The organism is Nocardiopsis alba DSM 43377, from assembly GCF_000341225.1.
Lineage (GTDB): Bacteria > Actinomycetota > Actinomycetes > Streptosporangiales > Streptosporangiaceae > Nocardiopsis > Nocardiopsis alba.
Genome location: NZ_ANAC01000018.1, coordinates 87,355 through 106,870, shown reverse-complemented (window position 1 = coordinate 106,870; position 19,516 = coordinate 87,355). Strand labels below are relative to the sequence as shown.

The 19,516-nt window shown below is 68.2% G+C and carries 13 protein-coding genes; 7 read left to right on the top strand and 6 right to left on the bottom strand.

Annotated elements, in window-relative coordinates; genetic code table 11:
- Positions 1-248: 248 nt before the first annotated feature.
- The 7 genes from D451_RS0119205 (at position 249) to D451_RS0119175 (ending at position 9,283) form a co-directional block, all read left to right on the top strand.
- On the top strand, positions 249-428 hold the full coding sequence (locus D451_RS0119205) for a hypothetical protein (protein WP_017535617.1): 180 nt from the start codon (positions 249-251) through the stop codon (positions 426-428).
- Between the two features lie 650 nt (positions 429-1,078).
- On the top strand, positions 1,079-3,541 hold the full coding sequence (locus D451_RS0119200; RefSeq protein ID WP_017535616.1) for a glycosyltransferase family 4 protein: 2,463 nt from the start codon (positions 1,079-1,081) through the stop codon (positions 3,539-3,541).
- 351 nt (positions 3,542-3,892) lie between these two features.
- Positions 3,893-5,098 (top strand): outer membrane protein assembly factor BamB family protein, encoded by a 1,206-nt coding sequence (locus D451_RS0119195; protein ID WP_234305872.1) that lies wholly within the window; start codon positions 3,893-3,895, stop codon positions 5,096-5,098.
- A 487-nt stretch (positions 5,099-5,585) separates the two neighbouring features.
- On the top strand, positions 5,586-5,933 hold the full coding sequence (locus tag D451_RS0119190; protein WP_014912758.1) for a hypothetical protein: 348 nt from the start codon (positions 5,586-5,588) through the stop codon (positions 5,931-5,933).
- Positions 5,934-6,148: 215 nt separating this feature from the next.
- Complete coding sequence (locus D451_RS0119185) at positions 6,149-7,228, top strand: pilus assembly protein TadG-related protein (protein ID WP_202423213.1); 1,080 nt, start codon at positions 6,149-6,151, stop codon at positions 7,226-7,228.
- 396 nt (positions 7,229-7,624) lie between these two features.
- The gene (locus D451_RS26650; RefSeq protein ID WP_017535614.1) at positions 7,625-8,278 is read left to right on the top strand and encodes a hypothetical protein; all 654 of its coding nucleotides are present in this window, start codon (positions 7,625-7,627) and stop codon (positions 8,276-8,278) included.
- A gap of 189 nt (positions 8,279-8,467) precedes the next feature.
- A complete protein-coding gene (locus D451_RS0119175; protein ID WP_017535613.1) occupies positions 8,468-9,283 on the top strand; it encodes a hypothetical protein in 816 nt (271 codons plus the stop codon).
- A gap of 97 nt (positions 9,284-9,380) precedes the next feature.
- Here D451_RS0119175 and D451_RS0119170 read toward each other — a convergent pair whose 3' ends face one another.
- From D451_RS0119170 to D451_RS0119145, 6 genes are all read right to left on the bottom strand, one after another.
- A complete protein-coding gene (locus tag D451_RS0119170) occupies positions 9,381-10,478 on the bottom strand; it encodes a pectate lyase family protein (RefSeq protein ID WP_017535612.1) in 1,098 nt (365 codons plus the stop codon).
- A 305-nt stretch (positions 10,479-10,783) separates the two neighbouring features.
- Positions 10,784-12,487 (bottom strand): ABC transporter family substrate-binding protein, encoded by a 1,704-nt coding sequence (locus D451_RS0119165; protein ID WP_017535611.1) that lies wholly within the window; start codon positions 12,485-12,487, stop codon positions 10,784-10,786.
- A gap of 77 nt (positions 12,488-12,564) precedes the next feature.
- Positions 12,565-14,790 carry a dipeptide ABC transporter ATP-binding protein gene (locus D451_RS0119160; protein ID WP_017535610.1) on the bottom strand — a complete coding sequence of 742 codons (2,226 nt, stop codon included), beginning with the start codon at positions 14,788-14,790 and terminating at the stop codon, positions 12,565-12,567.
- 16 nt (positions 14,791-14,806) lie between these two features.
- On the bottom strand, positions 14,807-15,736 hold the full coding sequence (locus D451_RS0119155; protein WP_014912607.1) for an ABC transporter permease: 930 nt from the start codon (positions 15,734-15,736) through the stop codon (positions 14,807-14,809).
- 103 nt (positions 15,737-15,839) lie between these two features.
- The gene (locus D451_RS0119150; protein WP_014911571.1) at positions 15,840-16,820 is read right to left on the bottom strand and encodes an ABC transporter permease; all 981 of its coding nucleotides are present in this window, start codon (positions 16,818-16,820) and stop codon (positions 15,840-15,842) included.
- Positions 16,821-17,451: 631 nt separating this feature from the next.
- Positions 17,452-19,011: a glycosyltransferase gene (locus D451_RS0119145; protein WP_014909540.1), complete on the bottom strand. Its 1,560-nt coding sequence runs from the start codon at positions 19,009-19,011 to the stop codon at positions 17,452-17,454.
- Between the last annotated feature and the right edge of the window lie 505 nt (positions 19,012-19,516).

Below are 19,516 nucleotides of genomic sequence, written 5' to 3'. Positions count from 1 at the left end.
CAACGTGGCCGGTTACGGCCACAAGAAGTACCCGTCAGAGCACGACATTTTCCTTTGTTTGCGGCAAAGTGTCTCTCACGGGCAACATTGCGTTGCCTGCGGCAATACATGAGATGTAGGACAACCCTCACGCGTTTGTTGTTGATCATGAAAACGATCCGCCGATGAGCGCACGCCGATGGACTCACGGGGTTCTCGACCGAGAGTCCATCGAACAACGAGCCTCCCCCGACTCGTCAGGAACAGCCGTGGACATCACCCCCTTCGACCTCTCTCCGGAGCGCCCGCCCTTGCCCAAGCGGACACCTCCGACCGTCCACAACGTCGACAACCCGCACGACATCGCTCATGCCGTCCAGCGTCTGGCGCTGTTCGGGATGATCGGCCTCGTCCTCGCTCACGCTCGAAGAGACGACGCCGACGTGTGATACCGAGCCAGGAGGCGGCACCGGTGTGGGGGGCGGGCCCCGACCCGGTCGACCGGGCTTCGTGGCCCGATGACTCCCGAGCCTGGAGGGTCTTTCGGGAGCTTCTTCGGCCACGGCCCGGAAGAGATGGAATTCCGTCCTGCCGCCTCCGATCCCGCTCCCTCGGCCGAAGCGCTCCTCATGGACGCGGGCCGAGGGGGCGGACCCTCTCCCGAACGCTCAGGGAAGCGTTCGGTCCAGGCCGGCGGGCGCGCGGTCAGCAGAGCCCCATCCCACCGCGCGCCCGTCCTCTCCCGGGGCCTCGTGAACGGTCGTGAGGGCGAAGCCCACCGCCGTCGGCCCGGGAGCACCGGCGCGGACCGTCTCGCGCGAGGCCGGCCCGCACGAACACACCCATGAGGGTCCGCCCTCCCGGGTCTCCGTCTCATCGCGACCGGACGGTCTTCGCGCTCATGGCCCGTGTTTCACGAAGGCCCCGCAAAACCCCCACAGGAGAGGGCAAATATTCGGACAGGCGAGCATAGATATGGACCTTTTGCACCATTTCTCCCCCTAATCTGATCGACCACTCGCGCATCGCTCCGATGTGGGTGAGGGGGATCGTCTCCGTCCGTCAGCGCACAGGGCGGGGTTGAGGACACGGGGGCCCGATGAAGATCGCTTATCTGATCAACGACATGTACGGCATCGGTGGCACCGTGCGCACCGTCGCCAATCAGGCCGCGGCTCTCTCGGAACGGCACGAGGTCGAGATCGTCTCGGTGTTCCGCCACCGTGCCGACCCCGTCCTGCCCGTCCCCTCCCGGGTCCGTATACGTCCGCTCGTCGACATCCGCCGCCATGGGGACCAGGGGACCGGCATCGGAGGGCGGCCCCTCTACGAGGGTTCCGAACGCGCCGGCCTGCCTCCTCTCCTGTTCCCCCCGGAGGACGGGCGCGGTTCCACCCACAGCCGGCTCACCGACGACCGGCTCGAGGAGTACCTGGCCACCACCGACGCCGACGTGGTCGTCGGCACCCGCCCGGGCCTCAACGTGGTCATCGCACGGGCCGCCCCCGACCACCTGATCAAGGTCGGACAGGAACACCTCACCTACGAGCAGCATTCCGACGAACTGCGGCGGATCCTGGCCTCCGAGTACACCAACCTGGACGCCTTCGTCACCGTCACCGAGGCCGACGCCCGCACCTACTCCGCGAAGATGCCCCTGCCCGGGGTGCGGCTGTTGTCCATCCCCAATTCGGTGCCCGCCCCCGCCTTCATCGGCAACGGCCACGACACGCGCACGATCGTCGCCGCCGGACGGCTCGCGCCCAGCAAACGGCACGACCTGCTCGTCCAGGCCTTCTCCATGGTGGGCGACGAGTTCCCCGACTGGACCCTGCGCATCTACGGACGAGGCAGCAGGCGAGGCGCGCTCGGACGGCTGGTGAACTCCCTGGGGCTCCAAGACCGGGTGTGGCTGATGGGGCCTCATCCGCGGGTGGAGGAGGCATGGGCCCAGGGGTCGTTCGCGGCGGTCACCTCCAGTGAGGAGCCCTTCGGGATGACCATCGTCGAGGCCATGCGTTCGGGGCTGCCCGTGGTTAGCACCGACTGTCCGCACGGTCCGGCCTCGATCATCCGCGACGGCGAGGACGGACTGCTGGTGCCCAACCGATCGGCCTCCGGCATCGCCGAGGGGCTCGCCGAACTGATGGGCGACGACGATCTGCGTCGGCGCATGGCCTCGGCCGCGCTGACAGCTTCGGAGCGGTTCGATCCGGTCAACATCGTGCGCCTGCACGAGGAGCTCTTCCACGAGCTGGCCGGGGAGCGCCTCCCCTCCTCTCCCCCGATCACCGTGCCGGCCCCACGATCCGAGCCGCCCGCCGCCTGTCGGGTGGAGCTCGGCCCCGACGGGGTGGCGGTCCTGAACTTCGGGCCCTCCCTCGGAGAGACCGGCCTCGGGTCGATACCGGACAAGGTGGTGCTCTCCCGGGGGGCCGGGCACCTGGAGCTGGCACCCGATCGCGACGGAAAGGTGAAGGTGGACGCCTCCGCCCACAACCTGGCCACCGGAACCTGGCAGGTGCATCGGAAGGACGCGGGCGTGGAACGCCCGATACGGGACGTGACCATCCACCAGCACGGTTTCCCGCTCTCCGTCGCCGACACCGAGGAACTGTCCCTGGTGATCCCGGACCGTTCCCCCAAGGGACGGCTGGTCCTGCACGCGCGGCGCTCTCCCCACCACGCCGAGGTCGAACACGTGGAGATCGCCGACGGGCTCATCACCGTCCAAGGACGGCTTCTGGGCCGGCGGCTCCCCGACGCTCGGGCCCGCCTTGTGGTGCGGACGACCCCCTCTTCCCAGGAGCGCCACGAGTTCCCGTCCGCCGTCGCCTACGAAGGCGAGTTCACCGCCGTCATCGACCCGGCCGAAGTGGTGCGGGGACGCCATGGGGATTCCGACAAGTGGCAGATGAGGCTGGTGTTGTCCGACGGAACCGAGTGCACTTTGGGGCGGCATCTGTCGGGGGTCGTGGGTTACAAGAGGATCATCGACTATCCGGCCCAGCAGGTGAAGACCGGTCGGGGCACCGGTTCCAAGGTGCGGCCGTACTACACGATCAACGACCGCCTGGGGCTTCGCAGCTCGCCGTTGGCGCCGACCCTGCCCGTGGAGAGAGTGCGCGTGCGTCCCGTCGGGAGACGCGCCGACGAACTGCGTGTGGAGGTGGGTCTCGGAGCGCCTTCTCCGGAGGGGGTGGCCTACGCGCTGGAGGTGGTACGCGGTACCGACGCCGGCCGTCGTTTCCCGTTGGAGGTCCTCCCGGGTTCCTCCTCCCGGGAGGAGGGACGGCTGGTGGGCACGCTGCCGCTTCTGCTCCATGACGACTACCGGGGGTTGACGATCTCGCGTGCCCGCTGGCGTCTTCGGCTGCTCGCCGGCCCTTCCGGAGCGTTGGGGAGGTTGGGGGCCAAGGCCGTCCCCTCTCTGACCTCACGGCGGTGGAGTCATGGGGCGTACGCGAGGTCGGTGACCGTGACCCCGACCGATTCGGGGGACCTGCGATTGACCATCGCCGACGTGCACGTCGTGGAGGCCCTGAGCCGCCGACTGCCCTGATACCGCGCACACGAGAACGTCTCAGGGGCGGACGTTCCATCCGGGGGTGCGCTTTCACGCGCGCTGAGGGCTTCCGTGGGGTACTCCACCGGCGCGGCATGCTCCGGAGCCCGCCTCCCGACGGATCACGACTCGGCTCCATGTGACGCTCGCGGTGGAACACGGTAGAACGGCCGGGAACATCCCCGAGCGAGAAGGTCTCCCGTGCCCACTACCACTTCTCGAACGGTCGGTTCCCTCACCGTTCTCTTCCTCTGCGTCCCACTTCTGGCGTCCGGCTGCTCGATCATGCCCGGCGTTTCAGAGGGTTCCACCCCTGTAGAGCACCATGTCCTCGATGGTGAGGCGCCTGTGCGTTCGTTGCCGACCTCGGTGTCGGAGGTGGGCTGGGAGTGGAGCGCCGAAGAGGCCGGTGGCAGGCTCGAGTACATCCTGCCGGGGGTGTCCGGCCCCTTGATGGTGCTGGGCAGCGGTGTGGTGGGGTTGGACGGGGTCACCGGGGAGGAGCTGTGGAGCTACCGGATGCCACAGACCTCCTCCGCCCGTGCCGGGGTGACCCCGGATCATGAGAGCGTCCTTTTGACCTTGTCGGAAGGGGCGGTCGATACGACCGTGGTGCTCGACTCCGGGACGGGGCGGGTTCTCGCCGAACACGAGGATGGTACGGGTGAGATCTTCCAACGGACGGTGGAGCTCACTTCGGACGCGGCGATCGTCGCCTCGAAGGAACCTGGAAGTCCGGTGGAGACCTTCTCCCTCATGGAAGGGGAACGGCTCTGGTCCTTCGAACCACCCGAGCGCGGGGCGGGGGTGGTCGTCGAGAAGGTGCTGAGCTTCGAGGACACCGTCGTGCTCATCATGGCCTACAACGACGGCGGCCTACGGGACGACTCGGTCGACACCAGCGAGCAGGGGATGCTCGTGATCGGGTTGGACGCGACCACGGGAGAGCCCCGTTGGGAGCTGGAGCAGGGGTTCACCGACACGGTTCGCCGTGTGGCCGACCACGAGCTCGCACCGAACGGTAGGGCGCTCCTTCTCCAGGTGGGTTCCGGGAATCAGCGTCATGAGTTCCTCATCGACCCGGTCACGGGCGAGGAGATCGAGGGTGAGGCCTACCGGGTACAGGAGCGGGACCCGGTCGGGTTGCTCGACGACGGTTACGTGGAGACCTCCATCGACGATGACGAGTCCACGGTCGACTACTGGTACACGTCCTTTACGGGTGAGGAGGTGGCCCACTTCGAGGTACCGGAACGCCCTGGCGAAGGCGACGACATCGGTCGGGGGCTTCTCCTGGAGGAGGGTGTGCTCCGACTGGATCCGCTGACGGATCCGGACCTGGAGCGAGGGCCGGTCGGGGTGGAGTTCGCACGGTGGGAGGGCTCCGAGACCCCTGTCCATCTGGACGCGGACCTGACCGTGAACGAGGAGATACGCGCTGTTCCGGAGGGGGCCGTCGACTCTCCCTACCTTCCGGTGGCGACGCTCATGCCGGGCGCGGTCGTGGTCACCGAGAAGGACCCCGGGTTCTGGGGCGTGGTGGGGGTGGTTTGAGGGGCCCGGGAAAAGAGGGGACGCCTCGCCGGGAGGATGTCCCCCACTCGGGCGGCGTAGGGCTCTAAGGTGATGCGGGATGGTGGCGAAGCGCCACCGTCGATTCCGTCGACCCTTGCACGGAATCCATCACCATTTCGGTTCCGGACCTGGTGGCCTGGCCGCCGGGTTCGGTTCTGAGTGCTGCCCGAAAACTGGCCCTGGCCACCAGGTTGGCATCTGCACTGGTCAGCCCATGTCTTCAACCTGGCCACCAGGTCGCCAGGTCTTCTTGTGGCCACCCTTCAGGCACTCACGAGATACGGCCGGCCAATACGAAGGTATAGACACATACCCGTATAACACCGACCGGAAGAGGCCGCCCTTTCCCGGCGGAACATCCCAGGGGGGAGTTTTCCCCAGGTTCCGGGATCTCGCTTGTACCGCCCTTGGGAACAGCGCATGCTCGGTCCAGGGTTCTTCTCCCCCAGTGAAGAGGTGAGTCGCTTTGATCCGCGAACCCCTACGGTCGAAACCCCCGGTCGGCGACCTCGAGGACTCCGTCCTGCGCGCCGCCGTCCTCCGTGTGGCCCCCGATGCCCTCACCACCTTCGACACCCAACAGCATCACGTCCGCGACCTGTGCTCCCGTAACGGGGATCCGGCTCCGGTCCGTATGTTCCTTCGCCGTTGGGGCATGTTCGTGGAACTGCGCAGCTGCCCGCGCCGGGCCGCACGGCTGGCCCGTCTGGAACTGGCGGTCTCCGAGGCGACCGACATCGAGACCGCGCGGGCCGCCGCACAGGAGATCGCCCTCATCCTCGACGGGGCCACCCGCCGGCTGCCCGCTCCCTGAGGCCCCCTTCCGAGGCGGAAGGCTTTCGTCCTCGGCCGTACCGCTCCGACCTGGGGCGACCCCGCGGATCGTCCACAGATGAGGGAGTTCCCCCTGTACCCGGGGTACGAGGCGGACTAAGCTTCCCGAAGCAGGGGTCCGTGCGAGAGGGCCCCTCCCGCCCCACGACCCGCCCCGACCGTGCCCGCCCCCGCGGGATCGACCCCCGGACCACCATGCGACGGACCTCCCCCCGAACGGACCGCGGACGCCTTCTCCAGGGCCGCCGTGACGACGGCCAGGCCAGTATCCTCCTGATCTTCGGCATGGTCATCGCTTTGCTCTCGCTCACCGTGTTGTTCGTCCGCGTGGGCGCGGCCAACGACCAGCGTTCCCAGGCCCAGACCGCGGCCGACGCCGCGGCCCTGGCGGCGGTGGGGGCGCTCCGGGACCACGCGGCCCGGCAGCTCGCCGACGGCGTCTTCCCGATGCCCCGATACGACGAGGAGATCGCCAGGGACCGGGCCGAGGCCTATGCCCGGGAGAACGGGGCGGTGCTCACCGATATCCAGGCCAGCGACAACGTGATGGGCCGCTCCGGCAACATCGTCCGGGTCGAGGTCCGGGGCGCGCTCTGCCAGAAGGAGCTGGAGCCGGACGGTTCCCGGGACTGGAACGACATCGTCTGCGACGGAGAGGACGATTCGGGGTCGACGGCGGTGGGCAACGCGTCGGCGATCGCGATCATCGAGATGGGTTCGGGCTGTGGTCGCCAGGACATGGAACTGACCTGTGACGGCGCCTCCGTGGACGATGTGGACCAGGCCTCGGGCTACTTCGACGTCTACCTCATCGACCGGGTCGGAGAGTACGCGTTCGACCCGAACTCCGTGTTCGGCGGCGGCGCGATCGTGGACTGTGCCGACCTGGGGCGGCTGGACCCGGCCATGTGCGCGACCCACAAGGTCCTCAACGATGAGTTCCCGGGTTTCTACATCAGCGCGGGGGGCTATCGCGACGAGGGGACCAGCGACCACGGCTACGGCCAGGCCGTCGACTACATGATGGCCGACCTCGGAGGGGTCCCGACCCCGGAGATGGACGCCACCGCGCTCCAGGTGATCGACTTCCTCATCCAGAACCACCGGGAGCTGGAGGTCAAGGGGATCATCTACAACTACCGCATCTGGAACCCGGCCAAGGACGCGGTCGGTCCGTGGTCGAGCGTGAGCCGACCCGCCGGCGAGCGCGGCAGCAACACCCAGAACCACGTGGACCACGTCCACCTGTCCGTGGGGCCCCCGCCCTTCCGTTAGGCGAGGCCCGTTCATCGGGGAGCGGGGTCGTCCACAGGTTCGAGAAGGGGCTTGCCCGGCACCGGTCCGGGGCCGAACCTGGAGGTATGGCCTCGGACCCTCTTCGTCCCGATCCGAACGTCCCTCTCTTCGCCCGCCCTCGTGTCGCCCCTCCTCCCCCTCCACCGCGCCCTTCGGGGCCTTCCATCCCCTTGGCGGCCTCACCACCCGGTCGGGATCTGCTCCTGCGGACCCTGCGCCCGATCCTGTCGGAGCTGTCCGCCGATGCCCTCGCCTTCGGTCGGACCGCCGCCTACCTGTGGGGGGTGGACGTGCATCCGCGGGGCACCTCGGTCACGCGGGAACGGTTGCGCGTAGCGCTCCCTCCGGGGGGGGCGAGGGGCCTCGCGGCATGGTGTGGTCGTCCACCGTGAGCTGATCCCGTACCCGGACCGTTCACTGATCGAGGGGGTGAGGGTGACCGCCCCGGCCCGTACCGCCCTGGACCTGGCGGCGGAGGCCGGTTGTCCGTATCGGGCCACCGCGGTCCTGGATCGTTTTCTGGCACGGGGAGCGTTACGGAGGGGGAGACTGCTCTCGACTCTGCGCCGCCACCCTCGTTCGAGTCTCCCGGGGCTGGCCTTGGCCGTCGGGCTCTCCGACGGGGGCAGTGGTTCTCCGGCGGAGAGCCGGGTCCGGGTGTTGCTGTATCGGGCGGGGCTGCCCAGACCGGTCACCCAGTGCCGGATCGAGACCGCCCGGGGACGCTTCCACGCCGATCTGGGGTGGCCCGACCAGAGGGTGGCTTTGGAGTACGACAGCGCCGAACACCATTCCTCCCGTGTCGAACGCGAACGAGACCGGCGACGGTACTCGGCCATGACCGACGCCGGGTGGGAGGTGGTGTCGATCGGGATGCACGACCTGCGTACGCACCCCGAGCGTCTGCTGCGCCGGGTCCGGGACCTTCTGCTCGACCGTGGCTGGCGCCCTTCCCCCACGGCCCGGGAGAGGGTCGAGCGCGCCGTCCGACGGATCGAACGCGACCCGCCACGTCTGGACGAGGGATGAGGACGGCACCCCGTTCGGGCCGAGATCGCCGGGCCGGTCGACACGTTCGCGGCCCGTTTCGTCACTGCCTGTCGAGATTATGTGTCGGCGACGCTCGAACGGAGAGGACGGTCCCCGCGTCGTAACCACCGTAAGCGGTCCCCCCATCCACCGAGCCGCAGAAGCGAGGCGTTGTCAGTGTCGACATCGATGCCGTTCTCCGGACCGGAGCCGGCGGAAGACGACCCCGGCCGTCCCAACTGGCCTTTGGCCCTGATCGTGGTCCTGACCTGCCTGGCGGTGATCGCCAGTGGATGGATCGTCGCCCGCCTCACCCTGGAGGACGACACGGTCGCCCCCTTGGCCGAACCGTCCGAGCAGGCCCGTCCCCCGCGGGAACGTTCGGGAAGCGTCGACCCCGACGACGCCGAGGCCTTCCTGGCGTTGGCCGCTCGAGGGCTGCGAGACGCCCCCTCCCTGTCCGTGAGCTACACGCAACGGGAGGAGGGCGAGGAGGCGGGTCGGGGCTGGGCCCGGAGGGGCGTGGAGGCCGATGTGGTCTTCGAGCACCACTTCACCACGGCCGAGGGTGTCGAGGTGTACCGGTACGAGTTGGACGACACCGGCCACCTGATGACCGCCGAACGCGGGATGACGGGGATGAGCCTGTTGAACCCGCCCTCGGAGGCGGATCGACGGCTGTGCTCGATCGAGTTCGCCCTCTCCCCCTTGGACGACCTGGTGGATTCCGCCTCCGATCTGGTGTGGGAGGGCAGAGAGGAGATCACGCTCCCCGAGGGCTTGGACGGGTCTCCCGAGGGTTCCTACACCGCCTACAGGTACACGGGCGACTTCACCGCGGTGATGGGCGGTTACGAGGAGGAGAACGGGCACAACACGCTGACCGTGCTGCCGAAGACCGAGTTCAGCCTCTGGATCGACGAGGAGGGGTACCCGCGCAGACTCGAATACGACACCGAGGAGGGTTTCGGGGAGACCTACGACTACCGGCCGACCGTCGACTGATCGGACGCGCCTCTCCGGCCGGTCGGGCACCATGCCCCCGGGTGAAGGAGGGTGTCCCCGTCCGCTCCCTCCCGGGTGGACGGGGACACGGTGTGGCCTAGTAGGCCCCGGCTCGGCTGCCGACCAGGTCGGGGATGGTGACGGTGTCGTCGAGCTCGTAGGCGTAGGGCGGGTCGGGGACCTCGCCGCGTAGTTCGGGCTGGTCGGAGTCGACGAGAAGGTTGTCGCGGGTGGCGACATTGCCGGGTTCGTCGTCCTTCTCGGTGGCGACCGACAGGGGTGTGCGTTCGAAGTAGTTGCCCTCGACCAGCACGTTGGCCCCGTCCGCCGAGCTCACCCCGTACTCGGGGTTGTCGCGGAAGTAGTTGTTGAACACGTGGACGTGTTCGGCGTTGAGGGCCCGGGGGTGCCGGGCCGTGGTGCCGTCGAAGAAGTTGTGGTGGACGGTCACCCGGGGGGCCCGCTCCCGCTCCTCGTCGTCCCCCCCATCGATGAGGATGGCCGCTTCGGCGTCGGTGAAGCGATTCCAGGACACGGTGACGTGGTCGGCGTCGTCGGTCACCGAGACGAGGGGGTCGCCGTCCCCTCCGGAGAAGGTGGAGCCGTCCACCCACACGTGGTGGGCGCCCTCTCCGATGCTCACGGCGGTCTCGTCGACCGTCATGGTCACGTTGGCGATGATGACGTTGGCGGCCTCTTCGACGACGAGTGCGCCGCCGGTCAGTTCGGCGCCCTCTCCGACACCCAGGAGCGTCTTGTCCGATCCGACACGGATCCGGCCGTCGAGGTCGATGTCGCCTTCGATCTCCACGGTGAGGGGCTCGTCGGTCCGGAGGTGCTCGGCGAGTTCGTCGGCGTCCTTCGCGGTGACCGTCTCTCCCCCGGCTCCGCCGGTCACGGCCGTGTGCTCCTCGGGGTCGTCGACCTCCTCACCGTCGTCCTCGTCCTCATCCGGTTCCTCGGTCTCCTCGACCTGCCCCGGGTGGCCCGCCCAACCGACCGGTGTACCGAAGGGAGGCTCCTCCTCGGATTCCTCCGAGGGCGTTCCGGTCTCCTCCGTCTCCTCCGGTTCGGGGTCGACGGCGGCTCCGGCGGTGGGTTCGGCGTTCCGGCCGTCGTCCTCACGGGAGCAGGAGGTGAGTGCCGCGCACATCAGGGCCGCCACGCAGGCGGCGACGAGAGGGTGGGGTCGCATGTGGGACTTTCCAACGAGCGGGGAGGGAGGGGTGGGGTCGAACGGTACCGATTCTGTCAGGCCCCGGAAGGTTTCGGACACACCGCTCTCGGTAGGCGCGGAAGCCGACGGGGCCGTGTTCGTCGGGCTCGGACGTCGACCGGGCACGCCGAAGGGCGCCGGCCCCGTTCGGGGGGCCGACGCCCTCGGTCACCAGTGGTGGAGTGCTCACGCGGTGGGCCGCCGGCCCGGACGCTCATCGCGTCCGGGGGAGGGTCCCGGCCACGTCGGAGGGTGCGGGGCTTCGCCCGTCACCCGCCGGGCGGCTACTCCTTGGCCCAGCCGATGTCCTCGTAGACGTAGTCCGAGGCCAGCCCGAACTCACCCCAGTTGTGCAGGTTCTCGTCGACGGCGTAGAGGCCGGGACGCTCGAACATCGGGATGGTCACGACCTCTTCCCACAGCAGGCGGTCGATCTCGTTGGCGAGCTCGGCGTAGCGGTCGGGGTCGGTCTCCGCCATGAGCTCGTCGAACTTCTCGTCGATCTCCTCGGTGGAGGTGCGGGCGAGGTTGTTGCCCCACTCGCCGTCCTCGGTGGGCATACCGTAGTTGCCCTTGCTGTCGCCCGCGTAGGGGTTGACGCCGGTCAGGACGTAGCTGGCCATCTCGTAGTTACCGGGGATGACGTACTCGGGGAAGAGGGAGTTGCCCGGCACCTGCTGGACCTTCACCTCGACACCGATCTCGGACAGCATGTCGCTGGCGATGTCGCCCTCGTCCTGGGCGACGGCGAGGTCGTCGGAGACGACCCAGTCCAGGGTCAGGGTGTCGCCGTCCTCGTTGGTACGGACGGTCTCGCCCTCTTCGAGGGTCCAGCCGGCCTCGTCGAGGAGTTCACCGGCGCGCTCGGGGTCGTACTCGCCGTAGCCCTCGCTGTTGTCCTGGTAGCCGTACTGGCTGGACCGCAGCAGACGGTTGACCTCACCGGTGATGGGCCAGTCGACGGCGTCGAGGCTGACCTCGGAGAGGACGTCGGTGTCGATGCCGAGGGAGATCGCGTGGCGGACGCGGACGTCCTCCAGGCGGGGGCTGCCGCCGTTCAGCGAGATGAAGCGGTGGCCGTGGTTGACGGCCTCGGTGAAGTAGGTGCCCTCACGGTCCTTGATCAGCTCATAGCCCGCGGCGTCGTAGCCGAGGTAGAAGCCGTTGACCTCACCGTTGTTGAAGGCGCCGGCCTGGGCGTCGCTGCCCATGGCGTCGAAGATGATCTCGTCGAGCAGCGCCGGGGTGCCCCACCAGTCCTCGTTCTTGCTGACGGTGATGCGCTCGGAGACGTCGTCGAACTCCACGTCGCCGAAGGGGCCGGCGGTGACCGGGTAGTCCTTCTGGTAACCCTCCTCGAACAGCTCCTCGTCCTCCATGTACTCCTTGGGGTACAGGGGGCTGAAGAGTCCGGGCCACTCGGAGAAGGGCTCCTCGAACTTCAGGGTGAAGGAGTAGTCGTCGTCGGAGACGAACTCCTTGACCAGGTCGTAGCCGCTGGTGGAGCCGAGCTGGAAGTCACCGTCGCGCTGGCCGGAGATGGTCAGCCAGTTGGCCTCGTAGTCCTCCGCGGTGATGGGCTCACCGTCGGACCAGACCGCGTCCTCGTTGAGCTCGTACCAGACCTCGAGACCGTCGTCGCTGACCCCGTAGTCGAGGACGTAGTCGGTCAGCGGGGAGTTGGTACCGTCGGCGGCGTAACGGCTGGTCCTGGGCATGACGGCCGCGGCGGTACGGCGCACGTTGGCCAGGTTGCCGTTGGTGTGCCACATGTTGTGCTGCTCGGCGTACTCGTTGAGGGCCCACACGAAGGTGCCGCCCTCCTGAAGGTCCTCACGAGGCGCGGGGTTGAGGTCCTCGGCGGGCAGTTCCGCGACCTGTTGCTGCGCGGCCTCGGTGTCATTGCCGTCGTCGCTGTCGGCGCAGGCGCTGGCCAGCAGGACCAGGGCAGCGGCCGGGGCGAGATAACGCACCTTCCCGATTCGCATGGGGATCTTTCCTCCTTGAGTGTTCCAGCCAGTACGCGGGGCGGTACTGGCCTGTGCCAAGTCGAACTTCCGGTTCCTCAGCTGACCGTCAGCCGTTCGGCGTAGTGGCAGGCGGTCCCCTGGTCCCCACCGTTGGTGGGCTGGATCGTCGGTTCGTTGCTCACGCACCGCTCCTGTTCGGACTCCGAGAGGGTGATGAACTTCTGGCACCTGGTCCGGAACCTGCAACCCGAGGGCGGGTTGGCGGGGCTGGGCAGGTCGCCGTCCAAGACGATGTGCGTGCGCGCGCGTTCCTTCTCCGGGTCGGGGATCGGGATCGCGGACAGCAGCGCCTGGGTGTAGGGGTGGGCGGGACGGGTGTAGATCGACGTGGTGTCGCCGATCTCCACGATCTTGCCGAGGTACATCACGGCCACCCGGTCGGCGATGTGCCGGACCACGGACAGGTCGTGCGCCACGAAGAGGTAGGCGAGACCGAGCTTGGCCTGGAGTTCCTCCAGCAGGTTGACCACACCGGCCTGGATGGAGACGTCCAGTGCCGACACCGGCTCGTCGAGCACCAGCAGTTTCGGTTCCAGGGCCAGAGCCCGGGCGATCCCGATGCGCTGACGCTGGCCGCCGGAGAACTCCGACGGGAAGCGGGTCGCGTGCTCGGTGTTGAGGCCGACCAGTCGGATCAGTTCGTAGACGCGCTCGACGACCTCGGCCGCAGGGACGTCGTGGGCGCGCAGGGGCTCGGCGATGATGTCGAAGACCGGCATACGCGGATCCAGGGAGCTCATCGGGTCCTGGAAGACGATCTGCATGTCCCGGCGCAGGGCGAAGCGGTCGCGTTTTCCGAGGGTCGCGGTGCTCTTGCCCATGACCTCGATCGTGCCGCGCTGGGGCTTCTCCAGCCCCATGATCTCCATGAGGGTGGAAGACTTGCCGCACCCGGACTCGCCGACGAGGGCGAGGGTCTCTCCCTCGCGGATGTCGAAACCGACCCCGTCGACCGCGTACACCGTACCGACACGGCGCTTGAAGACCGCGCCCTTCATCAACGGGTGGTGCTTGATGAGGTCGTCGACGCGCAGCATCTCCGCGCGGTCCTCGCGGGCCTGGGAGGAGGCCTCCACCTCGGGGATCTCGGGGACCGGATAGATGTCCCGGGCGGTCCAGTCGTTGGTGTCGATCTCGCCGGAGCGGATGCAGGCGGCCCTGCGTACACCGGTGTCGTGGATCCTCTCCTCGGGGTCCTTCTCCCGCGCGCCTGCCGAGGCGTCCTCGTGGGCCACGGCGAGTTCCCGGATCCTCTCCGCGGAGGGCTGTCCACCGATGGTGAGCAGTTCCGGTTCGGCGAGTTCGCATTCGGGCTGCGCGATGGGGCAGCGCGGCGCGAAGGGGCAGCCGGGCGGCAGCGCGCTGAGCGAGGGCGGGTTGCCCTTGATCGGGACGAGGGCGCCCTGACGCTCTTGGTCCATACGGGGCACGGCGCCGAGCAGCCCCATGGTGTAGGGCATGCGGCTCTTGTAGTAGATCTCGTCGACGTCGCCGATCTCCACGGGGCGTCCGGCGTACATGACCAGGAGACGGTCGACGAACCCGGCGACGACACCGAGGTCGTGGGTGATCATGACGATCGCGGCGCCGGTCTCGCGCTGCGCGGTGCGCAGCAGGTCCAGGATCTGCGCCTGGATGGTGACGTCCAGGGCCGTGGTGGGCTCGTCGCAGATGATGACGTCGGGGTCGTTGGCCATGGCCATGGCGATCATGACGCGCTGGCGCATACCGCCGGAGAACTCGTGCGGGAAGGAGCGGTAGCGCTCCTCCGGCCGGGGGATGCCCACCAGAGAGAGCAGTTCGATGGCACGGGCGCGCGCCTTGTCCTTGCCCGCCTTGGGGTCGTGGACCAGGACCGCCTCGGCGAGCTGATCGCCGACGGTGTACACGGGGGTGAGCCCGGAGAGCGGGTCCTGGAAGACCATGGAGATGACCTTGCCGCGCTTGCGCGCCATCTCCTTGTCCTTCTTGCCGAGGATCTCCTCGCCGTGCAGACGCACGGAGCCGGTGATCACGGCGTGGTCGGGCAGCAGTCCCATCGCGGCCATGGAGGAGACGGACTTGCCGGAGCCGGACTCGCCGACGATGCCCAGCACCTCTCCTCTGTGGACGGCGTAGCTGACGCCGCGCACCGCGTGGACGTCGGGGTTGCCGCCGAGTCCTTGGAAGGTGACGTTGAGGTCGGTGACCTCCAGGACGGGGACCTCGGAGGTCGGTTCGTCCGTGGTGTTCTCGGTGGCCTCGGCCGTGTCGATGCTCATGTTCGTGTCCCCTCCCCTAGGACCGACGCGACTTGGAGTGCGGGTCGAGGGCGTCGCGCAGCCCGTCCCCGATCATGTTCACGGCGAGGACCAGGACCACCAGCAGAACCGTGGGGAACAGGAACACCCAGGGGGCGGTGGTGGCGTACGGGGCTCCGTTCGCGATGACCACACCGAGACTGACGTCCGGAGGCTGGACGCCCAGCCCGAAGTAGCTCAACGCGGTCTCGCCGATGATGGCGGTGCTGACCATGATGGTGGCGTCGGCGATGAGCAGGGACGACATGTTCGGCAGGATGTGCCGCAGGATGATCTTGTGCGGGGGGACGCCCATGAATCGGGCCGCGTGGATGTACTCGCGTTCGCGCAGTGAGATGGTCAGACCGCGCACCATCTTGGAGGTGACCATCCAGCTGAACGCGGCCAACAGGATGACCAGGATGAGCCAGCCGCCCTGGCCGACGAAGTGGGTGGACAGGATCGCCAGGATGACGAAGCTGGGCAGGACCAGGGCCAGGTCGGCGACCCACATCAGGACCCGGTCGGTGATACCCCCGAAGTAGCCGGCGAAGGAGCCGACGAGCGCTGCGATGACGGTGGAACCGAGCGCGACGAGCAGACCGATGAGCAGCGACTTCTGCAAACCGGCGGTGGACTGGGTGAAGATGTCCTGACCGGTGTGGTTGGTACCGAACCAGTGGTCGGGCGAGATCCCCTCCAGACGCGCGGTGAAGTCGCGTTCGCCGATCCCCCACTGGCTGATGACGGGGCCGAGGAAGGCCAGAGCGGCCAGCAGGGCGATCAGGACGAGCCCGATGATGACCCGCCGGGTCCTCAGAAGCTGGAGCAGCACGTCCTTGGCCCGGTTGGGCATGGGCGGGATGGACGGCGTCTCTTCGGCCCCATCGGGGCGCTCGGACTCCGTGAGGTCTTCGGTCTGGCTCATGACGTGGTCTCCAGCTGGGCTGCCGCGGCGGGACGCGGAACGTACGGGAAGGGACGGGGGGCCATGGCCCCCGTGGCGACGAGGGCGGAGGTGTGCGTCATGGTCACACCCGCACTCTCGGGTCGAGCCAGGCGTAAAGGATGTCGGAGAGGAAGGACGCGGCCATGATGGTGATCGCCATGAACCAGGAGACGGCCGCGACCACGTGGACGTCGTGTCGGGCGATGGAGTCGATCAGCCAGGCGCCCATACCGTGCCAGCCGTAGATCTTCTCGGTGAAGGTCGCTCCGGAGACCAGGGCACCGAAGGTGAACGTGAAATAGGTGATCGTGGGGATCAGCGCGGTGCGCAGGGCGTGCTTGAACAGGGCCTTGCGTCGAGTGAGCCCCTTGGCCATCGCGGTCCGCACGAAGTCGGCGCCCAGGACGTCCAACATCATGTTGCGTTGGTATCGGGCGAAGGCGGCGAACAGCGCGACGGCCAGCACGAGTGTGGGCAGCAACGCGTGGTAGACGCGGTTGAGCAGGAGTTCGTACCACTCTCCGCTGAAGCCGGCCGTGTACTCGCCCGAATAGCGCAACAGTTGGAACCCGGCCAGGTCGTTGATGCTGACGGCGAGTACCTGGACGACGATCGCGATGACCACGGTGGGGACCGAGAGCACGAAGAAGGAGACCGCGGTGGCGGACTTGTCGAAGGCCCGGTACTGACGGATGGCGGCGTAGGCGCCGATCGCGATCCCCAGGAAGCTGCCGAGGAGGGTGGCGACGGTGATGAGGCGGAGGGTGACTCCGGCCTTCATCCACATCTGGGAGGCGACGTCGCCGCCCTGGATGGTCTTACCGAAGTCACCGGTGAAGATCCCGCCGAGCCAGGTGAGGTAACGCTGGGCGATCGGGGTCTGGTCGTTGAGGTTCAGCGCGTCGAGCTGAGCGTTGACCGCTTCGGGCGATGGCGGAGGCTGCATCTGCTCGAAGTAACCGCGCGGGTACAGGTTGGTGGCGGCGAGCAGGTACGCGAAGCTCGTCGCCAGGAAAATCAGTACGACGTAGTTCAGCAGCCGCCTGGCCAGGAACTTGCCCAAAACTATCTCCGAACCTCAACAGCCGAGCCCGGCGCTTGATCTGTGGTTGCGAGTCGCCGACACGGGGAGTGAGCCGGGGTGAGCAGGGCTTCACTCATGCCCGGATGGTTAGTCCGGTTAAGCATTCGCGAGTCGCCGACACCATGAGGATTACTCCATGTGACTGCCGAAACACACTGACTTCCGATTCACGGTCAGTGACCGGAATGTCAAGAGTGTGCGGGATGATGAGACACTTGGCGGTAACCACTCCATCAAGAAAAGACAACGGTGATGATTCGAGCCACAGATTTCCGCTCCATTGTCAAACACCACACTCGCCGCACTCGAGGCATCACTCAAAGTGAGAAAATGCGCCATACCCTGCCCAAACAAGCAACTTCGTCCCACATCTCGTAAACAACGTTTACCCAAAAGCCTCTTTTTCTCGGGCCAATAACACGACCGAGATCTCCGCGCAACACCCCGGAAACAACCCTCGGACCTCCGAAGACACCGCGTGACCAGGACCACCCGAAAATAGTCACACAGAGTAATGAAATGCCCGAGGGGGACCCCTTCACCCTTCCTCCGATCCCGACGATATCGTCACACGGAGTGACGCATGTTAACTCTCGCTAACATGACTCCCCTAGGGCGACTTGGCCCGAGAGCCCTCGGCACCCGCCCCCACCTGGGGTGATTCCAGTGACGTGGAGAACAACGGCGATCGAACGCGGGGGATCAGCGGGGCGAGAGAACCCGAGCGGGCCACTCCCCACCACGTACCGAGCGCACACGCCGCGTCCCCGGCGACCGCCAGCGCCGTCCACCCCAGAGGGCCCACCGTGGCCGTGCCGCGACGGCGACGCCAGGAGGCGAGATGCGGCACGGTCAACACCGCCCCGGCCAGAAACGCCCCCCGGACGAGCCCCCTCCGCCGACCGCCCGCCCCCGCGGCGGCCCCGGCGACCACCATGCCCGCGAGCACCGGCCACCAGGTCGTTCGCGCCGTACGGGCCCCGGCCCGGACCGCGCTCGTCAGGTCGACGACCGCGGGGCGTACCGCTTCCAGGGTCGGGGCGCCGGCCTCCCCGGTCAGGCCTCGGGCGGTGAGCGCCGCCCCGGCCGCGCCGATCACGAGACCGCTCACGGGTCGGCCCCCGAGCACCGAGAGCAGGGCCACCAGTCCGTGCGGCGACATCTCCGGGCCCGTCGCCCACCGTCCGTACCGGCGCGCCGTCGCTCCCCCCTCGGCCGCGTGAACGAAGCGTGAGCGCAGATAGGTCCCGATCCCGTCCGGCATCGGGAGCCGGACCCTCGACCGGGGTTCGTAACGCACCGACCACCCCTCCTCCGCCGCGCGCCATACGAGGTCGGTACCGGCGAGTTCTCCCGCGTCGTGGGAGACCCGGACGGCCGCGCGACGTGCCACCAGGACGCGGACGGGCTCCAGGGGGTCGGCCGCGCCGTGCTCCTCCGGAGGCGAGGGGCGACCTCGCCCTCGATGTCCGTGCCCCCAGGGCAGGACGGGCGCGGGGTCGGCCCCCCGGTCGGCTCGTAGGGCGTGCAGTGCGGCCACCGTCATGCCCGAGGGGCCGAGGGGACGGCGGACCGCGAGGGTCCTGGGGATCACCGCGGCGACATCGGGGTCGACGAAGTGTCCGAGCGCGTTCTCCAGCCACCCTGGAGAGGGTTCGGCCCCCGCTTCCAGAAGCGCGAGGAACTCACCGTCGCAGACGGCCAGCGCGGCGGCCAGGGCCCCGGGACCCCCTGTGGGCCCGTCGACCGTGCGGGCGCCTCTCGCGCGAGCCGTACGCGCCGCGATCCCGGTGGCCCCGACCACGAGGGGACGTGCGCCGGGGTGGTGTTCGGCGATCAGGTCCAGCGTGGTGATCAGCGCGGCGGGGTCGATGGCGCCGCCTCGGCCGATCAGGACGATCCGTGTCCTCTCGTCGAGGGCGGCGGGGGCGGGGCGGGGGTGGGCCAGACCGGTCTCCACCAGGGTCCGGGCGAGGATCCGCTCGTCGAGGTCGGTGGGACGCGCACCGCTGATCCCGCGGATCACGGAACCGACACCCGTCGCGGGCAGCCGAAGAGCACGTGGAGGTGTGCCTCCGACGAGGACGTGTCCCTCATCGGTGAACCGGACGGAACGGTCGATCTCGATGCCGAGGCCCCTGGGGAGGGGGGCGGGGGTGGGCCGGGCCATGCCCCTACCTTGACGTGTGGGAGAGGACACGCGCAAGAGTGGACGAAGTGGTTAAATTCGACCCGCGTTCACCATATTGTTATCCGACGCGGGGGAGATCGTAGGTCGTCCGCCTTCGTCGACGATCGCCCCAGAAGGGGCTCATCGACTCTCCTCATCCCCTCTTTATCCAGTTCAGGCATGGTGGAACTGTCGAAAGCAGGCCGGTCGGGTTTCCAGAAAGGCACGAAGCGTATGCTGAGCGCGAGTAGGCCCTTCAGCGCCGTAGGGCACACCTCTTAGCCGCCATGACGATCTTCCACGGCCGACGCACAGGCCCCACCACCGTCCCCTCAGTGAAGCTTCGCGGCTTCTCCCCCGCCCTATGTCGCCGTCCTCGTACCGTCCCCCCACCGGTACCGAGCCGCTTCCCTCCCTGTTCCCGGGGGCTCCGCCCCGTACATCCACGACGCGCCGTGACCCCTTTCCGGGCATGGACGCCGCGTGGTACCGGCCCGGCTCCGCC

Bases quoted from the DNA above. Each gene is read 5' to 3' on its own strand.
- D451_RS0119200 (WP_017535616.1), top strand. From the start codon at position 1,079: ATGAAGATCGCTTATCTGATCAACGACATGTACGGCATCGGTGGCACC.
- D451_RS0119155 (WP_014912607.1), bottom strand. From the start codon at position 15,736: ATGAGCCAGACCGAAGACCTCACGGAGTCCGAGCGCCCCGATGGGGCC.
- D451_RS0119145 (WP_014909540.1), bottom strand. From the start codon at position 19,011: ATGGCCCGGCCCACCCCCGCCCCCCTCCCCAGGGGCCTCGGCATCGAG.
- D451_RS0119160 (WP_017535610.1), bottom strand. From the start codon at position 14,790: ATGAGCATCGACACGGCCGAGGCCACCGAGAACACCACGGACGAACCG.
- D451_RS0119165 (WP_017535611.1), bottom strand. From the start codon at position 12,487: ATGCGAATCGGGAAGGTGCGTTATCTCGCCCCGGCCGCTGCCCTGGTC.
- D451_RS0119175 (WP_017535613.1), top strand. From the start codon at position 8,468: ATGCCGTTCTCCGGACCGGAGCCGGCGGAAGACGACCCCGGCCGTCCC.
- D451_RS0119185 (WP_202423213.1), top strand. From the start codon at position 6,149: ATGCGACGGACCTCCCCCCGAACGGACCGCGGACGCCTTCTCCAGGGC.
- D451_RS0119170 (WP_017535612.1), bottom strand. From the start codon at position 10,478: ATGCGACCCCACCCTCTCGTCGCCGCCTGCGTGGCGGCCCTGATGTGC.